This window comes from Paenibacillus septentrionalis (assembly GCF_042659865.1).
In the GTDB taxonomy this organism is placed as follows: Bacteria; Bacillota; Bacilli; order Paenibacillales; family Paenibacillaceae; genus Pristimantibacillus; species Pristimantibacillus septentrionalis.
Genome location: NZ_JBHSTE010000010.1, coordinates 42,239 through 65,146, shown reverse-complemented (window position 1 = coordinate 65,146; position 22,908 = coordinate 42,239). Strand labels below are relative to the sequence as shown.

19 protein-coding genes and 1 pseudogene are annotated in these 22,908 nt (G+C 44.2%); 2 read left to right on the top strand and 18 right to left on the bottom strand.

The features are described from left to right. Positions 1–409: 409 nt before the first annotated feature. Complete coding sequence (locus tag ACFP56_RS21070) at positions 410–1,282, bottom strand: nucleotidyltransferase-like protein (RefSeq protein WP_379238355.1); 873 nt, start codon at positions 1,280–1,282, stop codon at positions 410–412. 169 nt (positions 1,283–1,451) lie between these two features. Here ACFP56_RS21070 and ACFP56_RS21065 point away from each other — a divergent pair, with 169 nt between their 5' ends. Further along, on the top strand, positions 1,452–1,826 hold the full coding sequence (locus ACFP56_RS21065; RefSeq protein WP_379238361.1) for a DUF2614 family zinc ribbon-containing protein: 375 nt from the start codon (positions 1,452–1,454) through the stop codon (positions 1,824–1,826). 277 nt (positions 1,827–2,103) lie between these two features. On the opposite strand, the gene ACFP56_RS21060 is transcribed toward ACFP56_RS21065, so the two are convergent. From ACFP56_RS21060 to ACFP56_RS21020, 9 genes are all read right to left on the bottom strand, one after another. Beyond that, positions 2,104–3,819 carry a glycosyl hydrolase family 18 protein gene (locus tag ACFP56_RS21060; RefSeq protein ID WP_379238353.1) on the bottom strand — a complete coding sequence of 572 codons (1,716 nt, stop codon included), beginning with the start codon at positions 3,817–3,819 and terminating at the stop codon, positions 2,104–2,106. Between the two features lie 68 nt (positions 3,820–3,887). Further along, positions 3,888–4,331 (bottom strand): peroxide-responsive transcriptional repressor PerR, encoded by a 444-nt coding sequence (gene perR, locus ACFP56_RS21055; RefSeq protein ID WP_379238351.1) that lies wholly within the window; start codon positions 4,329–4,331, stop codon positions 3,888–3,890. A 78-nt stretch (positions 4,332–4,409) separates the two neighbouring features. Next, on the bottom strand, positions 4,410–5,987 hold the full coding sequence (locus ACFP56_RS21050) for a DUF4097 family beta strand repeat-containing protein (protein WP_379238349.1): 1,578 nt from the start codon (positions 5,985–5,987) through the stop codon (positions 4,410–4,412). Next, positions 5,969–6,697: an MgtC/SapB family protein gene (locus ACFP56_RS21045; protein ID WP_379238347.1), complete on the bottom strand. Its 729-nt coding sequence runs from the start codon at positions 6,695–6,697 to the stop codon at positions 5,969–5,971. Before ACFP56_RS21045 ends, ACFP56_RS21050 begins: the two co-directional genes overlap by 19 nt. Before the next feature lie 127 nt (positions 6,698–6,824). Continuing rightward, positions 6,825–8,273 (bottom strand): Asp-tRNA(Asn)/Glu-tRNA(Gln) amidotransferase subunit GatB, encoded by a 1,449-nt coding sequence (gatB, locus tag ACFP56_RS21040; RefSeq protein ID WP_379238345.1) that lies wholly within the window; start codon positions 8,271–8,273, stop codon positions 6,825–6,827. Between the two features lie 25 nt (positions 8,274–8,298). Beyond that, the gene (gene gatA, locus ACFP56_RS21035; protein ID WP_379238343.1) at positions 8,299–9,756 is read right to left on the bottom strand and encodes an Asp-tRNA(Asn)/Glu-tRNA(Gln) amidotransferase subunit GatA; all 1,458 of its coding nucleotides are present in this window, start codon (positions 9,754–9,756) and stop codon (positions 8,299–8,301) included. A gap of 28 nt (positions 9,757–9,784) precedes the next feature. Next, positions 9,785–10,072, bottom strand: a complete 288-nt coding sequence (gatC, locus tag ACFP56_RS21030; RefSeq protein ID WP_379238341.1) for an Asp-tRNA(Asn)/Glu-tRNA(Gln) amidotransferase subunit GatC — start codon at positions 10,070–10,072, stop codon at positions 9,785–9,787. A 358-nt stretch (positions 10,073–10,430) separates the two neighbouring features. Further along, entirely contained in the window at positions 10,431–10,808 is a 378-nt protein-coding gene (locus ACFP56_RS21025; RefSeq protein ID WP_379238339.1) for an ATPase, read from the bottom strand. A gap of 104 nt (positions 10,809–10,912) precedes the next feature. Next, positions 10,913–11,692, bottom strand: a complete 780-nt coding sequence (locus ACFP56_RS21020; protein WP_379238337.1) for a GTP pyrophosphokinase — start codon at positions 11,690–11,692, stop codon at positions 10,913–10,915. A 254-nt stretch (positions 11,693–11,946) separates the two neighbouring features. Here ACFP56_RS21020 and uraA point away from each other — a divergent pair, with 254 nt between their 5' ends. Then, the gene (gene uraA, locus ACFP56_RS21015; protein WP_379238335.1) at positions 11,947–13,245 is read left to right on the top strand and encodes a uracil permease; all 1,299 of its coding nucleotides are present in this window, start codon (positions 11,947–11,949) and stop codon (positions 13,243–13,245) included. 269 nt (positions 13,246–13,514) lie between these two features. Here the strand turns inward: uraA and ACFP56_RS21010 are convergent, their stop codons facing one another. The 8 genes and pseudogenes from ACFP56_RS21010 to ACFP56_RS20975 all read right to left on the bottom strand — a co-directional run bounded on the left by ACFP56_RS21010 (position 13,515) and on the right by ACFP56_RS20975 (position 22,764). After that, entirely contained in the window at positions 13,515–14,681 is a 1,167-nt protein-coding gene (locus ACFP56_RS21010) for a MalY/PatB family protein (RefSeq protein WP_379238333.1), read from the bottom strand. A gap of 77 nt (positions 14,682–14,758) precedes the next feature. Beyond that, a complete protein-coding gene (locus ACFP56_RS21005) occupies positions 14,759–15,349 on the bottom strand; it encodes a DNA-3-methyladenine glycosylase (RefSeq protein ID WP_379238331.1) in 591 nt (196 codons plus the stop codon). Positions 15,350–15,464: 115 nt separating this feature from the next. After that, the gene (locus ACFP56_RS21000) at positions 15,465–16,007 is read right to left on the bottom strand and encodes a hypothetical protein (protein ID WP_379238329.1); all 543 of its coding nucleotides are present in this window, start codon (positions 16,005–16,007) and stop codon (positions 15,465–15,467) included. A 322-nt stretch (positions 16,008–16,329) separates the two neighbouring features. After that, entirely contained in the window at positions 16,330–18,042 is a 1,713-nt protein-coding gene (locus tag ACFP56_RS20995) for a copper amine oxidase N-terminal domain-containing protein (protein WP_379238327.1), read from the bottom strand. 216 nt (positions 18,043–18,258) lie between these two features. Next, positions 18,259–18,915 carry an SGNH/GDSL hydrolase family protein gene (locus tag ACFP56_RS20990; RefSeq protein ID WP_379238325.1) on the bottom strand — a complete coding sequence of 219 codons (657 nt, stop codon included), beginning with the start codon at positions 18,913–18,915 and terminating at the stop codon, positions 18,259–18,261. A gap of 196 nt (positions 18,916–19,111) precedes the next feature. After that, positions 19,112–19,234, bottom strand: a pseudogene (locus ACFP56_RS20985) (NAD(P)-dependent oxidoreductase); the annotation flags it as partial. 19 nt (positions 19,235–19,253) lie between these two features. Beyond that, a complete protein-coding gene (gene recD2 / locus ACFP56_RS20980; protein WP_379238323.1) occupies positions 19,254–21,611 on the bottom strand; it encodes an SF1B family DNA helicase RecD2 in 2,358 nt (785 codons plus the stop codon). A gap of 220 nt (positions 21,612–21,831) precedes the next feature. After that, positions 21,832–22,764 carry a fumarylacetoacetate hydrolase family protein gene (locus tag ACFP56_RS20975; RefSeq protein WP_379238321.1) on the bottom strand — a complete coding sequence of 311 codons (933 nt, stop codon included), beginning with the start codon at positions 22,762–22,764 and terminating at the stop codon, positions 21,832–21,834. Positions 22,765–22,908 lie beyond the last annotated feature (144 nt).

Genomic DNA, 22,908 nt, shown 5'->3' with positions numbered 1-22,908 from the left:
GCTTTTATCAATCACCCAACGGGGTTGAATGATTGATGGCAGTTCTTACTCGTTGTTCAGTTTTCAAGGAACAATGCTAACTTCACACTATAATATGAAGTTATTTTTCATCATTCATCGTCACAATCTTTTGCGGCGACAAGGAATAATATATCATAACTCATTGCTTCTTTGCAAGTGTTTTTTTCGAAAAAACTCAATTTGTTTTTTTCGATTTTTGTTGCACCGCTCGAAGCGACAAGATGTAATATATCATAAATTGAAAATAGAAGTCAACACTTTTCGCAAAAAAAGTCGAAAACCTTAGTTATACTGCAATGCATTATAAGAACACAAGTTAACTCTTTCATCGTCGTTCACACATCTACAAAAAACAAAGGCAGTATAGTATTTTACACTGCCTTAGTCTTTATTCAACAACATATCGTAGCTCTATAACGTCATCGACCTGATCATTATGGAATGCTGCGACTTCCTTTAACAGCTGTCCCTGAACAAGCTTTTGAACGACCAACGTAATATCCTCGGCAATATAGCTAAGCTTTGGATGATGCTGCAGCTCCGCAATGCTCCAAGCGTCCTCTTTTTCTCTCATTACTTGCAGCAAGTACGTACAACAATCTTTCATTTTACTCATTACCGAAAATTCACAAGCGAGCATGACAAGCTCTACGCGCTGATCAATCGTTTCCGGACTTGCAATTAACTCTTCATATAACTTATAAATGCCTGGGTGAACTTTTCTTAACTGCTTCCACACGGTCAATTCGGGATGAAGACCTTCCTCAATCAAGACGATATGTGCCCAATGGTGAATTGAAGCCAAGATTTGTGAATAAGCATCGAGTGCGTTCCCCTCTGTTAAATCCCGCTTGGCATGAAACAGCGTCTCAAGGAATCCTGCATACTCTTTTAGCTTTCGTTGATTCCGCAATTCTTCTGGAAACTGTAAAATATGCTCCTTCAGCTTTTGCAGCACACCATCCTGATCCGCAATAATCTCACCAGAAATAAGCCAATCCATCAAATGATACCGGCTAACGCCAATAGATGGATTCTCAATATCGCTCGTGTGGACCGTACGAATAAAAACTCGCTCCTGCTCTATCTCCAAATGTTCAACCTTGCGAGCGATACGTTCATGCGAGGATACGACTAATACATAATATACGTATGCATTCGTATGAAAAGGAAATCGTTCTGTGTTATGCATCAGCACAAGTCCTTGAACCTCTGAGCTTGCTTCATATCTTTCAAGTATTTGTTTTTTTATATCCTCCACTACTGCCTCCGTATAGCTTATCGTATGAATATACGATATAATATGAAATTGCAGACATTAAAAGTTGTTCGACAATCTTATGTTGATTCCTGCTTGCAATTAAAATGTTTTGTCTTTCCAAAATAAGTTTAATGATTGTACTTCAGAAAGGAGTACCGTAGTGAAAAACATATTTTTCAAAACCGCAAAAATTAATGAATTCCGATTATGGGGAATGATTTTCACACTCGTTGGTATGGGAGTAATGATCCTTGGCACAGGAGGAATCCTCTTGTTTGGCGATGTGGGCAAAATCATTGCCGCCTTTTTCCTAGTGCTCGGGATGATTGCTTTATTCATCAGTGTAGCCATCTATTTCTGGGCAGGCATGATGTCCACAAGCGCTACTATGCTGCAATGTCCAGAGTGCAATCGTCCGACCAAAATGCTTGGTAAAACCGATCGTTGCATGTACTGCAAAACGGTCTTAACGCTGGACCCTGAACAAGCGAACGCAATGCCGGCAGCAGAAGCAGAGGATGCACAGCAGGCTCCTGTACGCTAGTACATAGCATCATCGACTTCCGCACACTCAGTTCAACAGCTATGAATTAACATTCATATGAGCACGACTGAGATCGAAACGGGTGTTCCTCGTAAAGTCATCATATATGACATCGGGGAACACCCGTTTTTAGTAGCTATAGTCATTTCTTCAGCATTCCTGGTTCTCCAAGATATAAAAAACACCTCCAAGTTGCGACCATATCCCCAGACATGATCACATTACTTGAAGGTGCTTCACCTATAATAATTAAAATTATAATAACAAAAACATTACCTTACTGCCTGTTTAACTCTCGATCCATCACAGACCAAATCTCATTGTCTGCAAATGTTCTCTGCCACGTTGCAATGCCAGCCAAGTTATATTTATGAACAAGATCAACGCGACCAGCTATAGAATGCTCATCCTCAAGCCATATACGCTGCTTAATTCCGTCTTCCATATACTCTACATAATGTTGACCGCTTGCTTCATCCAACACAGGAGTCAGTTCCTGCTCCTCGATAATTTCCTTAGCTCTCGACATACCAATAGCTTTTGAGCTAACCTTAACCGATCCGTCTGCTTGCGTCTCTTCAGACCATACACGCGTATATAGCGGTACCCCTAAAATCAACTTCTCAGGCGCAACCTGATCCTCTTCTAAAATTCGCTTGATGGATTGTTCGACCCATGGAAGCGATGCGACTGAGCCTGCTTTCGGACTTGCTGCCCAATGCTCGTCATATGCCATAACCATCATATAATCCACGTGCTTGCCAAGTGCTTCACGATCTAAAAACACTGACCACATTTCGCTATTGGACTTTGGTGTAACATCAATAGAAACGACCAAGCCCTGCTCATGCATAATTGGCATCATTTCTTTTACAAATTGCACCAGATTTTCTTTATCCTCTGTATACACATTTTCAAAGTCAATATTGATACCATCCAGCTGATACAGCTCTGCGAAAGCAACCAGCTGCTGAATCATGAAAAAGCGTTTTTCCGTACTAGAGAGCACCTCTGTTGTGCGATCCGGTTCGAATCCATTGCTGAACAATGCCCAAACCTGATATCCTCGCTTATGCGCCCATTCCATATATTCATGTGTCGCCTTGCCTTGAATTTTCCCTTCCCCGTCCACAAGCTCGAACCAGGTCGGACTTACGACGTTGACCCCTTCCATAGCAGGCATGCTGGACAGATTAGGCTGCCTATTGTAGATTGCTTCCCATGTCAAATTAATTCGTTCACCAGACAAGTCATGCTCAAGCCCCTCATATTTCTCAGTGTTAGGCGTATATACGATTGCTTCGCCCAATTGAATGTGGTCGGACTTCACGTAACCGATGGTCCCGCTTGTGGTTTGTACTTTGGACCATCCCTCTCCTTGTTCCCACACAAGCAGTTGTTCTTGCTGTTCCAGCTCCCGGTAATAGGGGCTCTTAATATTCGGTTCTGTTCGAAGCGCTGTTCCCTGCTTGCGGGAAACTAATGCAGTATCAACAGAGAACTCAGCGTCATACACTGCAATTACGTCATTCATTTGCTCAATATGAAGACCATAAAGCTGTTCAATCAGCTCAGCTGGAATGTAAACAATATCATTCTCAACTTGAGCTGTAATCGATAGCTCGTAGCTTTTTTCATTCAACAAAGCATTCAATGATTCTGTCTTGAATCGCAACACCTTGTCCATTGTTGTCAGCACCAAGGTGTTCGTTTCTTCCTCATAATAAATCGGTGAATTTTCCAATCGTTCCTCGAGCACTGGAAGCGGCAGCTTGATATGCCCATCCTGAATAAAGGCACCGTGCTGCTGCAGTTCACCGTTAAAGTAAATCGGATGCTTGTACGAATACGCAATCTCCTGCTGCTCGAATGAAGGAACTAATTTGATATAGCCAACGACGCACGTTATTACTAATGCGAGTATAAACAATAACCAGTTTAAGCCTCCGCGACGCCTGCGCCTGCGACGAGGAGAAAATTGCTGTTCTGTCATATGAATTTCTCTCTCCTAATTAAAAACGTGCAAAATAGCGATTGCTCGCCGATCTGCACGTTCATTTTTTAATGTTTCAATTGTTCGGATTTGGTACAGCATGATTGACATAGTCCATAAATCTCCATTCGGTGACCTTCTACAGCGAAGCCTGTGCTTTCTGATGCTGCTTTTTCAACCTCAACAAGTGGAGGATGGACGAAGTCAACGATAGATCCACAACTTTTACATATTGCATGATAATGATCTGATAAATCCGCATCAAAGCGGCTCGAGTCGTCTCCATAGGTCAATTCTCTTACTAGTCCCGCTTCAACAAACAAGCGCAGGTTATTATAAATCGTTGCTACGCTCATGCTTGGAAACGTCGGCGACAATGCCTTGTAAATATCATCAGCTGTTGGGTGGGATTTTGTATCCATCAGAAAACTTAAAATAGCGTGTCGCTGCGGGGTCATTCGCACGCCGTTCGTTTTCAATTGTTCTAACGCCAATTGTACGTTGGCAATCATTCCCCTCACGCCTTTCTTTTTTAATAATAATTCTATTGTACGTTTTGTTTTAAAGTTTTGTCAATGAATCGACCAAATCTACTCCCTAAGCAAAATGTAATCGGATGCATACAATTCAATCGCGTATTTTCCCGTTCCGCTGCGCATCGAAAGCTCCTTTACCTGCTCCTGATGCAGCGAATCGGTGTTGATACTACCAAAAGATACCTTGGCATGCACATTGTAATTCGCCTGCTTCGGAAGAATGACTTGCATGCTCCCGACGGTTGCCGTTAAATTCCAATTTCCATTTACATACTTCGATTGGATGAATAGATTGCCGCTTAGAGCAGTTGCGTCTATATTCCTCGTCGGATGAATGAGCGTAATATCGCCTTTTTTGCTTTGCGCTTCAATATCGCCTACCATACCATTCATATATATAGAACCGTTCTTGGTGGATGCTGTCGTTTTGCCGATAAGCGATCGCAAATGAATCGCAGCCGTATTCGTTTCAACCTTAATCATATTAGACGCTACAAAGTCCTGTAGCACAATTGCGCCATGCTCCACTCGCAGATTGATATCCTTAACAAAAACGCGCTCTCGCGGAACGATAATTTTCAAATTCATACGCGGATACTGATTGAGACTATAACGCGGCAACGAAGATTCAATTGAGATGCCTTCAGTAAATTTCACATCAACACTCGTTTGCGCTTTTACATCCAACGCTTGCTGCTCATTCGATGCTTGAACATACAATACGGGATAGATCGTTAATTCATCCACATCACCGCTTTGAATCCTAACATGCCCGTTCAAGTGTCTAAGCTGAAAGCTGTCCAGCTCATTAGCTGGCACTTTAATCGGAGTCAGCTCATAGCGGTAGCCAAGCTCCCCGTCTAGCTGTTCTTGATCAATAACAGGCGCATGAAAGCTCTCTAGCAGCTGAGCAGGATAATTGCTATATTCCATTACGACATACGAACTGAAAACGAGTATAAGCGACGTACATATCCCCCAAATATCCAGCGTATAGCCTGAACCAGCTCTCGTTTCCTTACGAAGTTGGTACAGCACCAACGCCAGCAGCTCGATCAACACAATGATCGGAAGCACAACTAACCAGTTCTTCCATTGAATGGGAGCCAGCTGCTGCAAAATGAGCAGGACGACGAGAATAAAAAGCAGCATAGCAGCGGATATACGAGCGATATACAGCTTGCCATTCTTTTGTTTGTGCAGCCTGAGCAACATATACAAGGCTATGCCTACTAGCAATACAGAAGGATAGAGGTCAATGATCAGCTGCTCCACAGGGTACATCTCATCAATAGGAAGCCAGCATGCAATGGTTAGGATAAATAAAATGCCTGCTACCCACAACCTCCACGGCGAGGAATAATGGTGCAGCTGATGCGCAGTTTGCAGACTGTTAAATACGGCATAAAAATAATGATAGGGAACAACAATCATCAAATAAGCAATGCTCAGCGGCTGCTCAATGACGACCATATGTAACAATGTATATGCAAGCGTTACATGGAATAGAAAGCTGCTTATTATAAAAATCGCTTTATCCCGCTTGCCGATTAGCCAATGACCAAGGCCTGGCAGTAAGATCGCCAGGCCAGCAATTATCCAATTGTTACGTCTTATTCGTACTCGATCCAACGAACGCCCTCCACCTGCTTCAAATCATGAATCAACGATACGATATCGTTCTGCTTGCGTTGAACATTGACAAGCATCGTCAACTTAATGAGTTTCCGATCTGGTACTGCGTCTTCAGCCTCAGTCTCATCTGCATCAGAAAGAATTAGCTTTTGCATGGTTGCCTTGTGTTCGTTTAGCTTTTCCTGAGCTGTTTTTAATAATGCGATATGATCATAACAGATCAAATGAATGCGATATTCATGCCTGTTTCGTATAAAACGCTGCTCTAGTTTATTAAACAGCCACAAGGTCAAGATCACCATCACGGTCACGGCGATTGAAGCATAATAAAAGCCTGCGCCAACCGCTAGCCCTATAGCCGCTACAACCCAAAGCGAAGCAGCAGTCGTTAAGCCTGATATTTTCTTACCTGTAAATAGAATCGTACCTGCTCCTAGAAACCCAACTCCTGTTATAACAGCTGCTGCTAGACGTGCCGGGTCGACACGTACATTCCACTCGTTTACGAAATCAGAAAAACCGTAAATAGAAAGCAGCATCATTAAACATGCGCCTACACAAACCAGGATGTTGGTACGAAACCCAGCAGCATGATTATGCTGCTCACGCTCAAAACCGATAATACCACCAAGTACTAACGCTATCACTAATCGAATTGTAATCTCACTTTCACTAATATACCAGGGACTCTCTAAAGCAATCAGCATATGTGTACTCCTTCTATTTTGTATAAAGTATTAAGAAGCTCGACAATAACGCGACTGCGCGATTTCATATCGAAATCGCGCAGTCGCGTTATCTATTTCTATATATATGCAACAACCAGGAAAAGCTTTACTGGGATTTCAAGCGGTCTACTAACAGCTTGTTAACTAGCGCCGGATTGGCTTTCCCTTTTGTTTCTTTCATGAGCTGACCTACTAGGAAGCCAATAGCTTTTTCCTTGCCTGCACGGTAGTCTTCAACCGATTGAGGGTTGCGCTCAATAACCGCATCAACAATAGCAAGCAATGCTCCTTCGTCGCTAATTTGAACAAGTCCTTGCTCCTCAACAATTTGCTGTGGCAGCTTGCCCGTTTCAAGCATCGACTTGAATACCGTTTTTGCAATTTTGCCGTTGATCGTGCCTTTCGCAAGAAGCTCCAGCATTTCGCCTAGACCTTGTCCGGTTAAGGCAACATCAGAAAGCTCCTTGTTGTTTTGATTCAAGTAACCAAGAAGATCTCCCATAATCCAGTTCGCTGCGCCTTTTGCATCCTTCGTATAGCTTAAGCTCTCCTCGAACAAATCAGCCAGCTTTTTAGAGGAGGTAATCACCTCGGCATCGTAACTGGACAGCTCGTACTCGGACGTATAACGTGCCTTGCGAGAATCTGGCAGCTCAGGAATCGATGCACGAACGGCATCCTTCCACTCTTGACTAATATGCAGCTTCACAAGATCCGGGTCTGGGAAGTAACGATAGTCATGGGCTTCTTCCTTGCCGCGCATCGAGAACGTTTTGCCTGACGCATCATCATAACGGCGCGTTTCCTGAACAACCTCTCCGCCCGCATCCAAAATCTCAGCCTGACGAATTTGCTCATATTCAAGACCACGCTGCACATTGCGCATGGAGTTCATATTTTTCAACTCTGCACGTATACCAAACTCTTTTTGCCCATATGGACGCAAGCTGATGTTGGCATCACAGCGCATGCTGCCCTCTTCCATCTTCACATCAGAAACATCACAATACAGCATGATGGAGCGAAGCTTTTCAAGATACGCCTTCGCCTCCTCTGGAGTACGAATATCCGGCTCGGATACAATTTCAATCAACGGCGTACCAACACGGTTAAAGTCTACTAAGGAAGCATAGCCGCCATCAATATGCGTTAGCTTACCCGCATCCTCCTCCAGATGGACACGCGTAATTCCGATCCGCTTAGTTTCACCATTTACTTCAATATCGATATAGCCGTGTTCTCCGATAGGTTGATCGTATTGAGAAATCTGATAGGCCTTTGGAGAATCCGGATAAAAATAGTTTTTGCGATCGAATTTGCTAATATCTGCGACTTGGCAGTTCAATGCCATTGCAGCCTTCATCGCATATTCAACAGCTTGACGATTCAGTACTGGGAGTACACCAGGATGACCCAGGCATACCGGACATGTATGCGAGTTCGCAGGCGCGCCAAATTCAGTTGAGCAGCCACAGAAAATTTTACTGTTCGTATGCAGCTCAACGTGAACCTCTAGGCCTACGACCGTCTCATATTTGTTCGTAGTCATTTTCATCTATCCTTTCGTCATCACGCAGAGCTTATAGCGTTGGGCGCTGCTTGTGGAATTCAGTATTACCTTCAAAAGCGTGAGCTGCACGCAATACTGTTGATTCATCAAATGCTTTGCCGATAATTTGCATGCCAATCGGCAGCCCGTCTGCTTGTCCGCAAGGAATGCTGATGGCAGGAACACCTGCAAGCGATACAGGGATCGTACAAATATCGTTAAGATACATCGTTAACGGATCGCCAACCTGCTCGCCAATACGGAATGCCGTTGTTGGCGCTGTTGGACCAATGATCAGATCATATTTTTCGAAAACCTGATCAAAATCCTGCTTAATCAAGGTACGAACCTTTTGTGCCTTCAAGTAATAGGCATCATAGTAGCCAGAGCTTAATGCGTATGTACCAAGCATAATGCGGCGCTTCACTTCAGGGCCGAAGCCTTGCGAGCGGGATTTGCGGTATAGATCAATTAAATTTTCCGGATTCTCGGCACGTACGCCGTAACGAACGCCGTCAAAGCGTGCAAGGTTGGAGGATGCCTCAGAGGATGCAAGCAAATAGTACGTTGCAATTGCGTATTCCGTATGCGGCAAGGAAACCTCTTCCCACGTAGCGCCAAGCGATTCGTAAGTTTTCAGAGCCGTCATCACGGCGTCCTTCACGCGAGGGTCGATCCCCTCACCAAGAAACTCCTTAGGAACAGCAATGCGCAGACCCTTTACATCTCCCGTTAAGGCTTCGCTGTAATTAGGAATCGAAACATTTGCAGAAGTTGAGTCACTTGCATCATAGCCCGCAATTGCTTGAAGCACATGAGCAGCATCCTCTACATTTTTCGTTAATGGACCAATCTGATCTAGTGATGAAGCAAATGCAACAAGACCAAAACGAGAAACGAGTCCATAAGTCGGTTTAAGACCTACAATTCCGCAATAAGCAGCCGGCTGACGAATCGAACCGCCAGTATCTGAGCCTAGTGAGAAATAGACTTGTCCTGCAGCAACTGCCGCAGCAGAACCACCGCTTGATCCTCCAGGAACATGATCAGTGTTCCAAGGGTTGCGAGTTGCAAAATAACTGGAGTTTTCATTCGATCCGCCCATTGCAAACTCGTCCATATTCAGTTTACCGATTGTTACTGTTCCTGCATCGCGCAGCTTGCGTGTAACAGTCGCATCGTAGATCGGGTTATAATTTTTCAGGAATTGGCTTGCGCAAGTCGTCAATAGCCCTTCCGTAACGATATTATCCTTAATGCCTGCCGGTAATCCGAACAAAGCGCCCTGCGCCTCTCCGCTGGCAAGCACTTGATCTAGCTCGCCTGCTTGCTTGCGAGCTTCTTGCTCATTCAATGTAATAAACGCCTTAATCGCATCATCCGTTTCAGCGATACGCTTGTAGGACGCATCGACTAACTCCGTAACCGAAAGCTCCTTGCTTCTAAGCTTCGCCCCTACTTCCTGTAAACTCAATTCAAAAGGTGACAACAGAAGTTCCTCCCTTCACTTTCTCTAATTATTCAAGCACCGCTGGTACTTTGATTTGATCATCTTCTTCATCTGGTGCGTTCAGGAGTACCTTTTCAATTGGCAAGGATTCCTTCTGCACATCATCACGCATCACATTTACCAGCTCAAATACGTGGCTGGTTGGCTCCACATTATCAGTGTCCAGCTCATTAAGCTTTTCAGCATATTTCAAAATCGCATTTAGCTGATCTGTAAACTGTGACTTTTCGGCATCCGACAGCTCTAAACGAGCGAGATTGGCTACATGTTCTACATCCTTCAACGTTATGCTCATTCCATTACTCTCCTTCATCCATTCTTTCCTTTACGATGCGTATTTTTCAGCAGGCAATCGTCAAAAAAACTTAGTCGTATGTACATTCATGCCTTATATTATATCCTGCTCGAACCTAATATAGCAATGACCACAGCCTGAAACGACAGAAAAGGAGCGGTCTGGCTTTAATTCGCCGAGACTGCTCCTTTTTGCGCACGTATGATTAGCTGACTAGTGCATGTCTGAAAACCCGTTCAGTGTCCGCCTTTTCGCCCCCTGCTTCGTTCCGTTTCCTTGACGTAGCCCGGTACGCCTTCACAAACGCGCCTTGCATGGAACGAAAGTTCGGTAACGTTGCTGTCCTCTTAGACACGCCCTAAATCCATGCCTTCAAATTAATCTGGCGTATAAATTCCTCGCCATTCATTGGCGTTGTTTCTTGCTCTTCTGAAGCTTCTTCCTCTTCGCCGTTCATAATATAATGAAATAATTTCTCGTTATGAGTTGCAAGTGCATAATCAATAAGTGCTGCTTTCTCTACTTTCTCCGCTTCTTGCTTTATAAGCTCGACTTCCAGCTCAATATCTTCCTCAGGAACAGCGAAATTGCGATTCAGCGCAGGGACACGCACAACATAGTCAAATACATTATCAGCATTGCGGTCATATGCTATGATGTACCCGTACTCGCCGATCGGAAGCTTCTGCTCAAACTGATCCTCAATAAACACAACCTTGGACCCCAGTGGCAACATCAACCTCAACCCCTATGCTTAGCACATGATATGCTAATTTTAGTATGACTTCTATCCTACTAAACATTCTAGCATCTGTCTATTGTATGTGCATAAAATTTTTGTTACTTTGATTCATTGTCTTGATCGCTTTGGAGTTCCTGCTCAATAATAGGCGGCAGCTTCAAATTTGATTGTCCGACGCGTGATAAAATAAGCTTCGTAAATTCATCCTGCTCATCATGACTCTGCTTTTCCTTAATGATCGTAATTTCCTTGTGCAGTCTTTCCATTTGCTGATCAAGTACATTTGCTGCATCAGCAGCCTGTTTCAGCTCGCGAATAAGGTGTGCAGGAACGGCTTCATTGTACTTATAAAATATTTTATGCTCTAGGCTTGCCCAAAAATCCATCGCAATGGTTCGAATTTGAATTTCTACACATACCATTTCACGACCTGTTGTCATGACGACAGGAACACCAGCAATGAGATGAAGGCTCCTGTAGCCATTCGGCTTCGGATTTTTAATATAATCCTTAGACTCATAGATTTCAACGTCAAAATGCTTCTCCAGCATTTCCTGTATATGATAGATATCTGATATAAAGGAGCATGTGATTCGAATGCCTGCAATATCTTTAATGCCATGCCGGATGCTCTCAATCGAAAATGGAAGACCTTTTCGTTGAATTTTGCCAATAATGCTGTCGAATGCTTTTACACGAGACTTCGTATGCTCGATCGGATTGTAGTCATGCAGCAGTTGGAACTCTTCCTTTAAGATTTCGATTTTCGTTTCAAGCTCATTTAGCGCGAACTGATACATCATCATAACTCTTGTTACATCTTCTTTCAGACGCTTAAACTGCTCGACCTGATTCGAAATGATCTGATAATTTTCCATCCGTAATCTCCTCACTTGTCCTACTTTTGCAGCGTTTCACGATAAGACTTGTCATAATCATTGTATACGAAGGCTGGTTATGGGTGCAAATTACTCATGATCGTTTCGCTGTCTACCGTTATACGAATAGATTGTATAAATCTTTTTAAAGAATTTGTGAACAATAAGTAAGAAAAATGCTTGTCGAATGCGTGCTGCTCATGTAGAATCATGAAGGATTAAAAAAGAATATAGATTAAAGGAGCAATTTTTCCATGCGCAAAACAATTGGTGTAAATGAAAGACCTGCGCTTCCAATGTCATTCTTACTTGGCTTACAGCATCTTTTCGCGATGTTCGGCTCCACGGTGCTTGTGCCGAATATTTTGGGGGTCGACCCAGCCATCTGCTTGCTTATGAATGGTCTTGGCACAATTCTTTACATTTTCATATGTAAAGGACAAATCCCAGCCTATCTAGGCTCCAGCTTCGCCTTTCTTGCTCCCGCTACCGCTGTCATTACCAAGGAAGCTGGTGGCAGCTATGCAGAAGCACTCGGCGGCTTCGTCGTTGTCGGTATTATCTTCACGGTTGTTGCCCTTATTATTGCAAAGGCTGGTACGGCCTGGATTGATGTTGTCTTTCCTCCTGCAGCAATGGGCGCAATTATCGCGATTATCGGACTTGAGCTAGTTCCGGTTGCTGCCAAAATGGCAGGCTGGATTCGACCAGACAATCACGATCCACTTGTTCCTTGGACGATGGATCCTAAAATCGTCTTTCTATCTACAGCTACATTGCTAGTGACGGTTCTTGGCTCTGTCTTGTTCCGTGGCTTTTTACGCATTATCCCGATCCTGATCGGAATTATTTTTGGTTATGTATTATCCATCATTATGAAAATTGACACTTTCTCAGGGCTAAGTGATGCGCCATTTTTCAGCTTGCCTACCTTTACGGCGCCTTCATTCAACTGGATCGCTATTGCAACGATAGCGCCTGCAGCATTAGTAGTCATTGCTGAGCATATTGGACACCTTGTTGTCACAAGCAATATTGTAGGCAAAGATTTATCAAAAGAGCCAGGGCTGCATCGCTCATTGCTTGGCAACGGTATTTCTACACTAATTTCGGGCTTTGTAGGCTCTACTCCGAATACTACATATGGAGAAAACATCGGTGTACTTGCAATTACACGCGTATTTTCTACCTTTGTTATTGGAATCGCTGCTGTTATTGCGATTGCACTTTCATTCCTTGGCAAGTTCTCCTGGTTGATTGCACATATTCCAGAAGCGGTTATGGGCGGCGTATCGCTGCTGCTATTCGGGGTTATTGCTGCATCAGGCTTCCGCATGCTGATCGAATCCAAGGTTGATTACGCCAAGCCATCCAACATGTTTTTGACTACAGTCATCCTTGTTGTCGGATTAAGTGGTGTTACGTTAAAGATCGGGGATTTCGCAATGACGGGGATGTCGCTGGCAACCGTTGTCGGTATCGCGCTTAGCTTGTTATTCAAGGCTTTTGACAAATTCAAAATCTCCAACGATCACGAGGAATCCGCTCATTAACTTTAATTAGATAACTAAAAACAACAGTGCGCTACAGCTATCAGCTGCGATGCGCGCTGTTTTTGTTTTTCAAGTTCTTATTATAATAGAGCCACTCAATTCCGCTAGTCATTACACAATCAAATACATAGCAATAAAAATGGTCAGCAATAGATCCCATTCTGTTGTAATGCCTTCTAGAGAAACAACAAAATGAAAGAGATCGTTCAGATTGTCAGCTTTCACTGATTTTCCGAACGATCTCTGAAATTGAACTGCTATTATTGCTGCTACTTTATCGCCTCTACAAATTGCTTCAGCGCTTTCTCCAAGACAAAGCGTGGACAAGCAAGATTGACACGCAGCCATCCCGCTCCCTCTTCTCCAAAAGTAGAGCCTTCATTAAAAGCAACCTTCGCTTTCTTATGCATCAGTTCTTTTAATGTCGCTGGATCTTCACTAATCGCACGGCAATCAAGCCATAGTAGATATGTCCCTTCGGAAATAAGCGGCTTAATCATTGGAGCATGCTCCGCCAAATATGCCACAGCAACATCCATGTTTTGCTTCACATAAGCAAGAACATCCTCAAGCCATTGCTCCCCCTCATTATATGCTGCCTGCACCGCATCCTGCGCAAAGTGGCTGGCCATATGAATGCTAAGCACCTTGACTCGCTGATCAAATTTGGCACGCAGCTGGGGATTGGAGATCACTGCAAATGAGGTATGCAAACCTGGCAGGTTAAAGGTTTTAGTAGCAGCAAGCGCTGTAATCGTAATGCTAGCTGCTTCTTCAGACAATGAAGCAAATGGCGTATGTGGATGTCCCGGGAAAGTAAGATCACAATGGATTTCATCCGATACAACGATCACGTTATATTTCAACGCAAGCTCGGCCAAACGCTCAAGTACGCTGCGCTCCCATACCCGTCCACCTGGATTATGCGGGTTGCACAGAAGCATCAGCTTGGCCCCAGAAGCGAACAGCTCCTCTAGCTGCTCAAAATTCATTTCGTAGCGTCCATCCACAATCTTTAGCGAATTGCGTGCTACTTTTCGATTATTGCCTGTAATGACATCATAAAACGGGTAGTACACTGGCGATTGCAGCACGACCGCATCTCCTAGTTCAGTGAACAAATCAACAGACAGGCTTAATGTCGTAACAACGCTCGGCACATCAATAATCCAATTTTTTTGTATCGACCAGTTATGACGACGCTCAAACCAGCCCGTTATTGAATCCAAATATTCATTCGTTCGAATGGAGTAGCCATATATCCCTAATTCAGCGCGTTCCTTCACGACTTTTTGCACAGCAGGCGGGCTAGGAAAGTCCATATCTGCTACCCATAGCGGCAAAATGCTCTCATCTCCGAATAACGGACCAACCTGATCCCACTTATAGGAACGTGTATTACGACGATCAATTAATTCATCCAAATTATAGCTCAAGCTCCACACCTCACTAGTCTTAATATATATGCTATTATCGTAGCATGTTTGCAGCAGTTAGCCAACGGCTGCAGCCGTTATCTTCGTGAGACATAGGGGCTGCTTTCTACGTAAAAACGCCACGGATAATCTCTCGCTTCTCCACTATTCGGAATACCAATTCGCGGGCCAGCTGTAATCCTTTCATATTTTTTCCCTTCACCAATCCACAATGGACGCTCAATTACACAATGACCGTAATCTTTCATCGTAATACCAAGCGCTTTGCACAGCTTCCCCGGCCCGCTCGTAAGCTCACGATCGCCTTTTACCGTACCTCTCCGCTGCCGCATCAGCTCAATTCCGATACAGGGCTCAACCGCGCGAATCAGCACTGCCTGCGGCTCACCTACATGAGCCGCAACGACGTTGACCAAGCAATGCGTGTGCATTTGATAAGTATAGATATAGCCGGCTGGGCCAAACATGACTTCTGTACGTGGTGTTCGTCTATTGTTATAGCTATGTGCGGCACGATCCTCCGGCCCCACATAAGCTTCTGTTTCAACAATAAAACCGCCTGCTATCCCTTCCTCTGTCTCCTTCACAAGCAGCTTGCCGACCAACTGCTCTGCTAATTGCAAAGAGGGCTTAGCGTAAAATTCAAGGGGCAATGGGGCAAATTCCATGTGGTTTTTCCTCCAGCAATTTAATTACAACCATCATACACAAAAAGAGGCTAGTGCAAAAGCGATTCGCTTATGCGCCTGCCCCGGTAAGTTGATCTTCTTTCTATCAATACGTCTAAAGCTCGCTTAGCATAATCGAATGAGGTGCTGCAAGCTGCTTTAAGCTTCCTAAATCTCTATCGTACATATAGCCCTCTATCTGGCTCGATCTGCCTTTAAAGGTGACCAGAAGCATTCTGCGAACTACAGCTTCATCTGTTACATAGATCGCGTAGAATTGACTCCAGTCCATGATGTTTTCCTGCTCGACCAATCCCTTTTCTGTTATGAAATGTGTAATGTTGCGTGTTGGGTATACAATATACACTAGCAGCATGATGCCGATTTCAAGCACAGTAAGCTCCTCAATCCCAAGCCCCGCACGCCATCTATCAACGATCATCCAGCTATACAGAAAAAACGCTACTACTGCTGCTGCAATCAGCAGCCGATCGAGCTGTTGCATACGCCGATCTGTGTGCTGGTGAAAAAAATGTACAGAGCGCGACTCTAGTATAATGCCGGATGTTTTAATTCTAGCGATATAGAGGGCAACACATTCTCTATAAATAAACAGAACAATGCAACATCCTATGCTGCTTAATACAATCCATTCCATAGTCTGCCTGCGCCCCTTTCAACCATTCATTTCGTTTTACTAGCCAGTATTCTCATATTCTAGCTTTGTCATACCTGATATCTGTTGTAATCCATGCATACTATACTATATTGCTAGTTTTATTAATGTATGTATGAGTAGTCTGCATTTTTATTGAGCGTTCATGTTCCAATATCTATATTTGGTAGCCCAGACTTCGACTTACTGTCGAGTACGCTTGCCCTTCGACAAGCTTCATATAAAAAACACCTCCAATTGCTAGGCATATCTAACAACTGGAGGTGCAGCGCAATTAACTCTGCTTGCTATTCATCATATTAGATTATGGCTCTCTTGTAATTTCAAGATAACCATTGGACCAGAAAATATCAGCGGCTAATGCCTGTGCCATGTCTCGTGCCGGAACAAATGTAATGCCGTTGCGTGTTTGTACAGGGGATGACCACTGCACTTGTTCGCCATTAATAATAGCCGTTTGGCTGCCAACCTGAATTTCAATAGTAGTGTTGGTTGCATCATCATAAAGCACAATTCGATTGCTAGCCTTATCAACGGATACCTTTCCTCCAAACTCCTCAATAATTTCTCGAGCAGGAATCATTGCTTGCTTCTGCTTGTTCACGTACACTGCATAATCCCAATCGGCATCGACATAGCTCCAATACGTTTGCTCCGTAATATGTGCTTCGTCGCGCAGCATGTTATAGATCCACGAGCCTTCTTCAAATAGACGAAGAATCTCATAACCTTGCATGTACTCCAGCGATTCAATACTAACTGTTCCAAGTGAAATTTTAGGCTCATTCGCTATTACTTCACCGTTAATATTCCATTGCTCAGCGCTTGAAGATAGCGTAAAGCCTTCGAAGCCTTGCATTCCTAGCTCCTCTTGAAGCTGTTCATCCAAACGATAATCAATAGAGAAGTTCTGCTTCCGAACATTAAGACTAGTATCAATTCCATAATGGAATGAAACCTTGAGCGAATCATTAAGAACCTGTTTAAGTGTCTCTTCATCCTCTGTCTCTATCTCATTCATAGAAAGCTTCAGCTCTTGCAGCGCTTGAATTAACTCTTCTACAAGTTGATCTTTAAGCTCCTCGGGCGTCAACTCAGCCTCATCCTCAACTCCATATAAATCCGATTCTTCATCTACAGCTTGATCGATGAATTCATCATACTCATCGTATTCTTCATCGTACAAGTAAGGATCAGTAGCGCCAAAACCTAAGCTCGCAAAGCGCTCTTCGTGCTCGAGTGCAATTGTGAAAATTTCATTCAGCAGCTTCTCAAGCTCCTCGCGATCCTTCAAGATTGCATCAATCAGATTTTTTATCCAGTTCCAAAGCTCCATCCCTTTTAGCTCACCTTGCAGATTGAACAATGGTACGGATTCTCCATTAATAACCTCTGTGGAAGTCTCGACTTTCAAGCGCTCTATATTAGGCAGACGACTAATGCTGTAATCTGTAATCAAATCAGTAATCTGCTGAATAGCAGCTACAAGCTCTTCATCCTCCACATTCATAGCAGTTGGCTCGTCACCATAAAGCTCACTATAGCTAATCCCATATTCAGATTCATAATATTTCTCTCTAAGGATCTTCTCTTGCTCTCCAGTCAAATCAAATGAGAATGAACGTTTTGCACCATCAAGTGAAAGCACCATCAATTTATCAGTCATTCTCAACTCAAATCCTACCTTCGATTCGTCACCAAAAATAAAAGCGCCTTTCATCGAAGCATGTGTTTCATCTTGCAGCTTATATTGATCGATCACAAGCTTAATATTGGTAAATTGGCGCAGTGCAGCTGCCACTGCATCAATATCATCCTCTGATGCTTGTTCGATGATCTTCGCCTCATCAACATGAAGCTTAAATTCCATTTGATATTTGCCCTCAGCAGACGTTACCTTGGTCATATTTTTAATGACCTGATTCACATCAAGGCCCGACACTGCTTGACATCCCGCAGCGACAAGCATAGATAAGACCATAAAAACGGCTAGCACTTTTTTTAGTGTAAATTTCATCAAATAAGTACCCTCCTTATGATAATAACTAGGAAAAATCATACCATTATGAGGAAATTCTGTATATGATTTTTTTGATTTACACAATTACAATGGGTGATTAGATATAAAGTTGTAACTCTATGAAATCACTAGCTACTACATTAAAAAAGGGTTGTTCACTTGATCAGTAAAAACTGCCCCTCTGAACAACCCTTTATTGTTTCTGATGGATACCTACGAGCGCTTCCATTCAAAGCCGATGTTGTCCAGGAAGGCACGTGCAAGCACCATATGTCCAGCAGCGGTTGGATGGACGCGATCCCATGCTAAGGTAGCGGAATATAGCTCCTCCAGCACCACATTAAAGGCTGCCTGCGTATCGATAAAGATGACATCAAATTCTTCAGCTATTTTCCGTACAATGGCTCCATATTGATCCATTGCCGCTCGCATGCCGTCCTGTTCATTGCTCTCCAAATAAAATGGAGTCATCAGGACGAGGCCCTTCACCGTCGGCTTTGTCTCGCTTACTAATTTACGAAGAGTCGCTTCATATTCGTCTGCATACACATGCCACTCTTTTATAAATGGGACATCGAATTGACGCCATACATCGTTAATACCAATCATAATGGACAGCCAATCCGGCTTTTGATCGAGCACATCCTGCTGCCATCTACCATCCAGATCACGTACAGTATTTCCGCTAGTCCCTTTATTGACGACACGTATGGCTAAATCAGGATAGACAGCCTGCAGCAACGCATCAACAAGGGATACATACCCTTTGCCCAGCGCGCCAAACAAGCCTTCCCCCTCTGGTTTTTTGCGTTCACAATCTGTAATCGAGTCCCCGATAAATAATAACTTATCACCCTTGCTTAACAACACGGCACCCATCTCCTTATATAATCAGACTATGATTCAGGATACTTGAACAGCTATGTATTAAACTGCAACTACATTTTACAGCATGTTTGATGGAATGAGCTACCTTATTTTGTACACGAATAACTAAAATAAGAAGCAGCTCTATGAAATGCATCCAACAAGCTAGACTTCGTAGTCTAGTCGCTGGAATCTACTTCAAGGCTGCTCCGTCAACAATACCACCGCGAGCTGTATTGATTAGTATCGCATTTGGTTTCATAAGCGCCAGCTCTTCTTTTTCAATCATATGATAGGTTTGCGGTGTAAGAGGCGTCATGATAAATAAGAGACTGTGGAGCTTACGAGGATACGATAAACTTTTCATTTAAACTGCTGTTGCGCGCAGCATGCTTGAATGAACCAATCGCATACTGGATTGCCCGCTCCTGTCCGATTACACATACAAATTGCTTGGCTCGTGTATAGCCCGTATAAAAAATACTATTGTCCAGCATATGAGCATGCTCCTGCATGACGACCATAATGACAGCAGGCCACTGCGAGCCTTGAGATTTGTGAACGGTCATGGCGTAGCAATGGTCGAGTTCATCCAGCCCATCTGCATACATCACATAGCCATCCTCATAGCGAACGACAACAACGGCTTCCTCCGTTTCGCCGCGCTGCACCATCATAATTTCCTCTATAATACCGCACTCGCCATTGGTAATGCCAAGCATATCCGGGTTATCAATGTATTCGCCAGCCTCGGTTTTACTGTACCATTTCATCGCGTATTGATTCGCAGTGTGAATCACCTTATCGCCACGCATAAAATACAGCGTCTGCGTCTCAGTCGTTCCATCCTCATTGATGATTCTCGTAAATTTACAATTCTCAACCTTTAGCTCTTCCGCCCGATTATTAAACGCCTGCTGGATGAGCCAATTCATCACATACGTGCCCGCTTCTCCTTTTCGCTGCGGACAAAGCACTTGAATATCCTCAAGCGTGTAGCCCTTCGTCTCGATCAAGCGAGCGATTGAGCGAAGCAATGTCGTCTGCATGCGGGACGCGTCAGGCTGGGCAATAACGAAGGCATCGCCTGTTGCTGCTTGATGCTCAATCGACTTGCCTTGAATAATCCGAGTCGCATTCGCGACAATGCCTGAATCCTTGCCTTGGCGCTTTACTACATCAAGCGTAACAACTGGAATAACGCCGCTCTGGATCAGATCATGCAATACATTGCCAGCACCGACGCTTGGCAGCTGCTTCGTATCGCCCATGAAAATCACCTTGCAGTGCGGCGGAATCGCGCTGAACAAATGCTTGGCAAGCACGATATCAAGCATGGAGCTTTCATCAAGCACAAGACAATCAATCGGAAGCGGTACTTTTTCATTATACTCGAAGCCCTGTTGCGGATTGTATTTCAGACCGCGATGGATCGTTGTACATGGCCGCCCCGTAGCCTTCGCCGCTACCTTGGCAGCCTTCCCTGTAGGCGCATATATATTGACCTGAAACGGCAAATTCATGCTTTTATACTGCTGCTCCAGCATATCCAAAATAATATTAAGCGTAAACGTCTTGCCGCAGCCCGCACTTCCGTTCAAAATATACATCCCGCCACTCTGCTCAGTAAACGTGAGCGCTGCCTCAATCTGCTTCTGCTCCAGCTGCAGACCTTTTTCCTTCATATATGCCTCAAGACGACCCGCTGCATCGGGAAAATCCATCGTCGGATGCAGCAGTATACGCAATATAGACGCTGCTACCTTCAGTTCCGCCACATAGATCTCTGGCAAATAAACTCTGCCCTCGTCCAGCTTCAGCTTGTCCTTCTCAATAAACTGCTCGAGTAGGGCATTGATGGTTGTCGGGTCAAAACGAATGCCTTCGGCATCTTGCTCATTTGGCGGCAGATCCAACGTCTGCTTGACTCTCCCTATCAACTCATCCCGCATGACGAAGGAATGTCCCTCATAGGATGCTTCTCGCAGCACATAACGAACCGCGGCAATCATGCGGCTGCGCGAGGACATGTCGAAGCCAAGTTCTTGCGCAATGCGATCACAGCGCCTAAAGCCAAAGCCTCTTACTTTTTTGGCGAGCACATAGGGATTGCTTTCAATGATCGCATCAACTTGCTGCCCTAGCTCAGCAATCAGCTTTTTGGATTGATTAAGACTTAGTCCCCAGCCCTGCAGCTTAGCAAGCAAATCAAAATTCCCACCCATTAGCTTAAGCTGCTTGCTCCATTCTTCCGCTTGCTTGACACTAATGCCGGATATTTCCCTGGCAATACGCTGAGGGTCCTCTGCTAACTGTTCAAGCACACTATCGCCATAATGCTCAAGCAGCGTGTAAGCTCGTTTGTCCAGCCCGTCCAAGCTTTGCAGCAGCATAATGATGCCTTCAGCTGTGACAGGTCGGTTGAACTGAATGTGCTCCACTGCAATCTGCTTCGTATCTTTATAGGAAACGACCTTGCCTTCTATCCAATAGCTCTGATCCGGCTTCAATGCAAATGGAAATACGCCCGTCAGCCGAAAGCTGGTTCGTTTATCCTCTATACAGACATACGCGGCAAAGCCGGTATCCTCATTTTCATATAACAGCTCGGCAATCGTCACCTGGCGCTTCACATATTGCTGCTCCTGCAGCTCGCTTAGCCACTCAGGCAGGCGCTGTTTGCTTAACTTCCAACTCATTTCATCACCTACTTATATGGTGTCATTATACAATGTCACGTCATGGAATGGAACGCTTGTTCGATGAATAAGGTTACTACTAATAAAAAACAGAGATCCGGTGCCAGCGATAAATGCTTTTACCTAAGCATTCCTGCTAACAACGTTCTCTGTTTCCTAAGTCAATATTGTCTATCTTTCTAGTAAAACCAAGTGACATGACATCTCTATATTCGAGCAGTTATTGCTCCTTTATCATCCGATTCGTGAGCGAGCCCAGCTTCTCAATTTCAATCGTCACGACATCGCCGTCCTTCAACCATTCCAGATGCGGCTTTCGATGGCATTCCTTACCGTCAAAGCCGTTAAATACAACGCCCTCAGGAGTACCAGTAAGGATTAGATCACCAGGAACAAGCGTCATATGCTGAGAAATATAGCTGATAATCTCCCTGCAATCAAAAACCATATCCGAGGTGCTGGAATGCTGACGAAGCTCACCATTTACGAGACAGCGTATCGTCAAATTATTCGGATCGCCTACTTCATCTGCGCTGACCAAATAAGGGCCGACAGGACTAAACTTATCGCAGTTTTTGCCAAGCAGCCATTGGTGAGTACGGAATTGCAGCTCTCGAGCTGATAAATCATTGACGTTGCAATAACCTAGCACATAATCCAACGCCTCTTCCTTCAACACGCGCTTGGCCTCTTGTCCAATAACAATTCCAAGCTCTGCTTCATAATCAACCTGAGAGGAATTGAACGGCAGCGGAATGCTCTCTTGATGTGCTGCTATCGTGTTAGGAAATTTATTAAATAAAATCGGTATCGTCGGAATCGGCATATTTGACTCCTCTGCATGCTTGCGATAGTTCGTACCTACACAAATGATTTTGCTTGGAGCAGGCACACAAGGGCCATAAGCAAGCTGCTTCTCATCTAGCCATAGCTCGGGGTCAGCTGCTAGCTGCTCGTAATTAGCAGAAATATAAGCCTGCAGCTGCTTTAGCGCTTCAACACCGCCATAGACCGCCTGCTCAATCGTCACGGCTAGCTGAGCGTCTGGTTCAGGTAAAACGTTACGTGCTGCCTTGTTCACATCAAGCACACCCTGTTCAAGCAATACTCCGAGCGTCTGCTTACTATCCTGATAATAGCTTAATAGTTTCATTGCGCACATCCTTTCCCTTTTGTTTCATTATAAGGAAAGTAACCGACTTTTACCAAATTTGCTTATCCGAAGCATTATAACAGCGTGCGGCATACTTGCCTCAAGGATGACAAGCTGGGCTCACTAAAAAAACGACTGCTGATC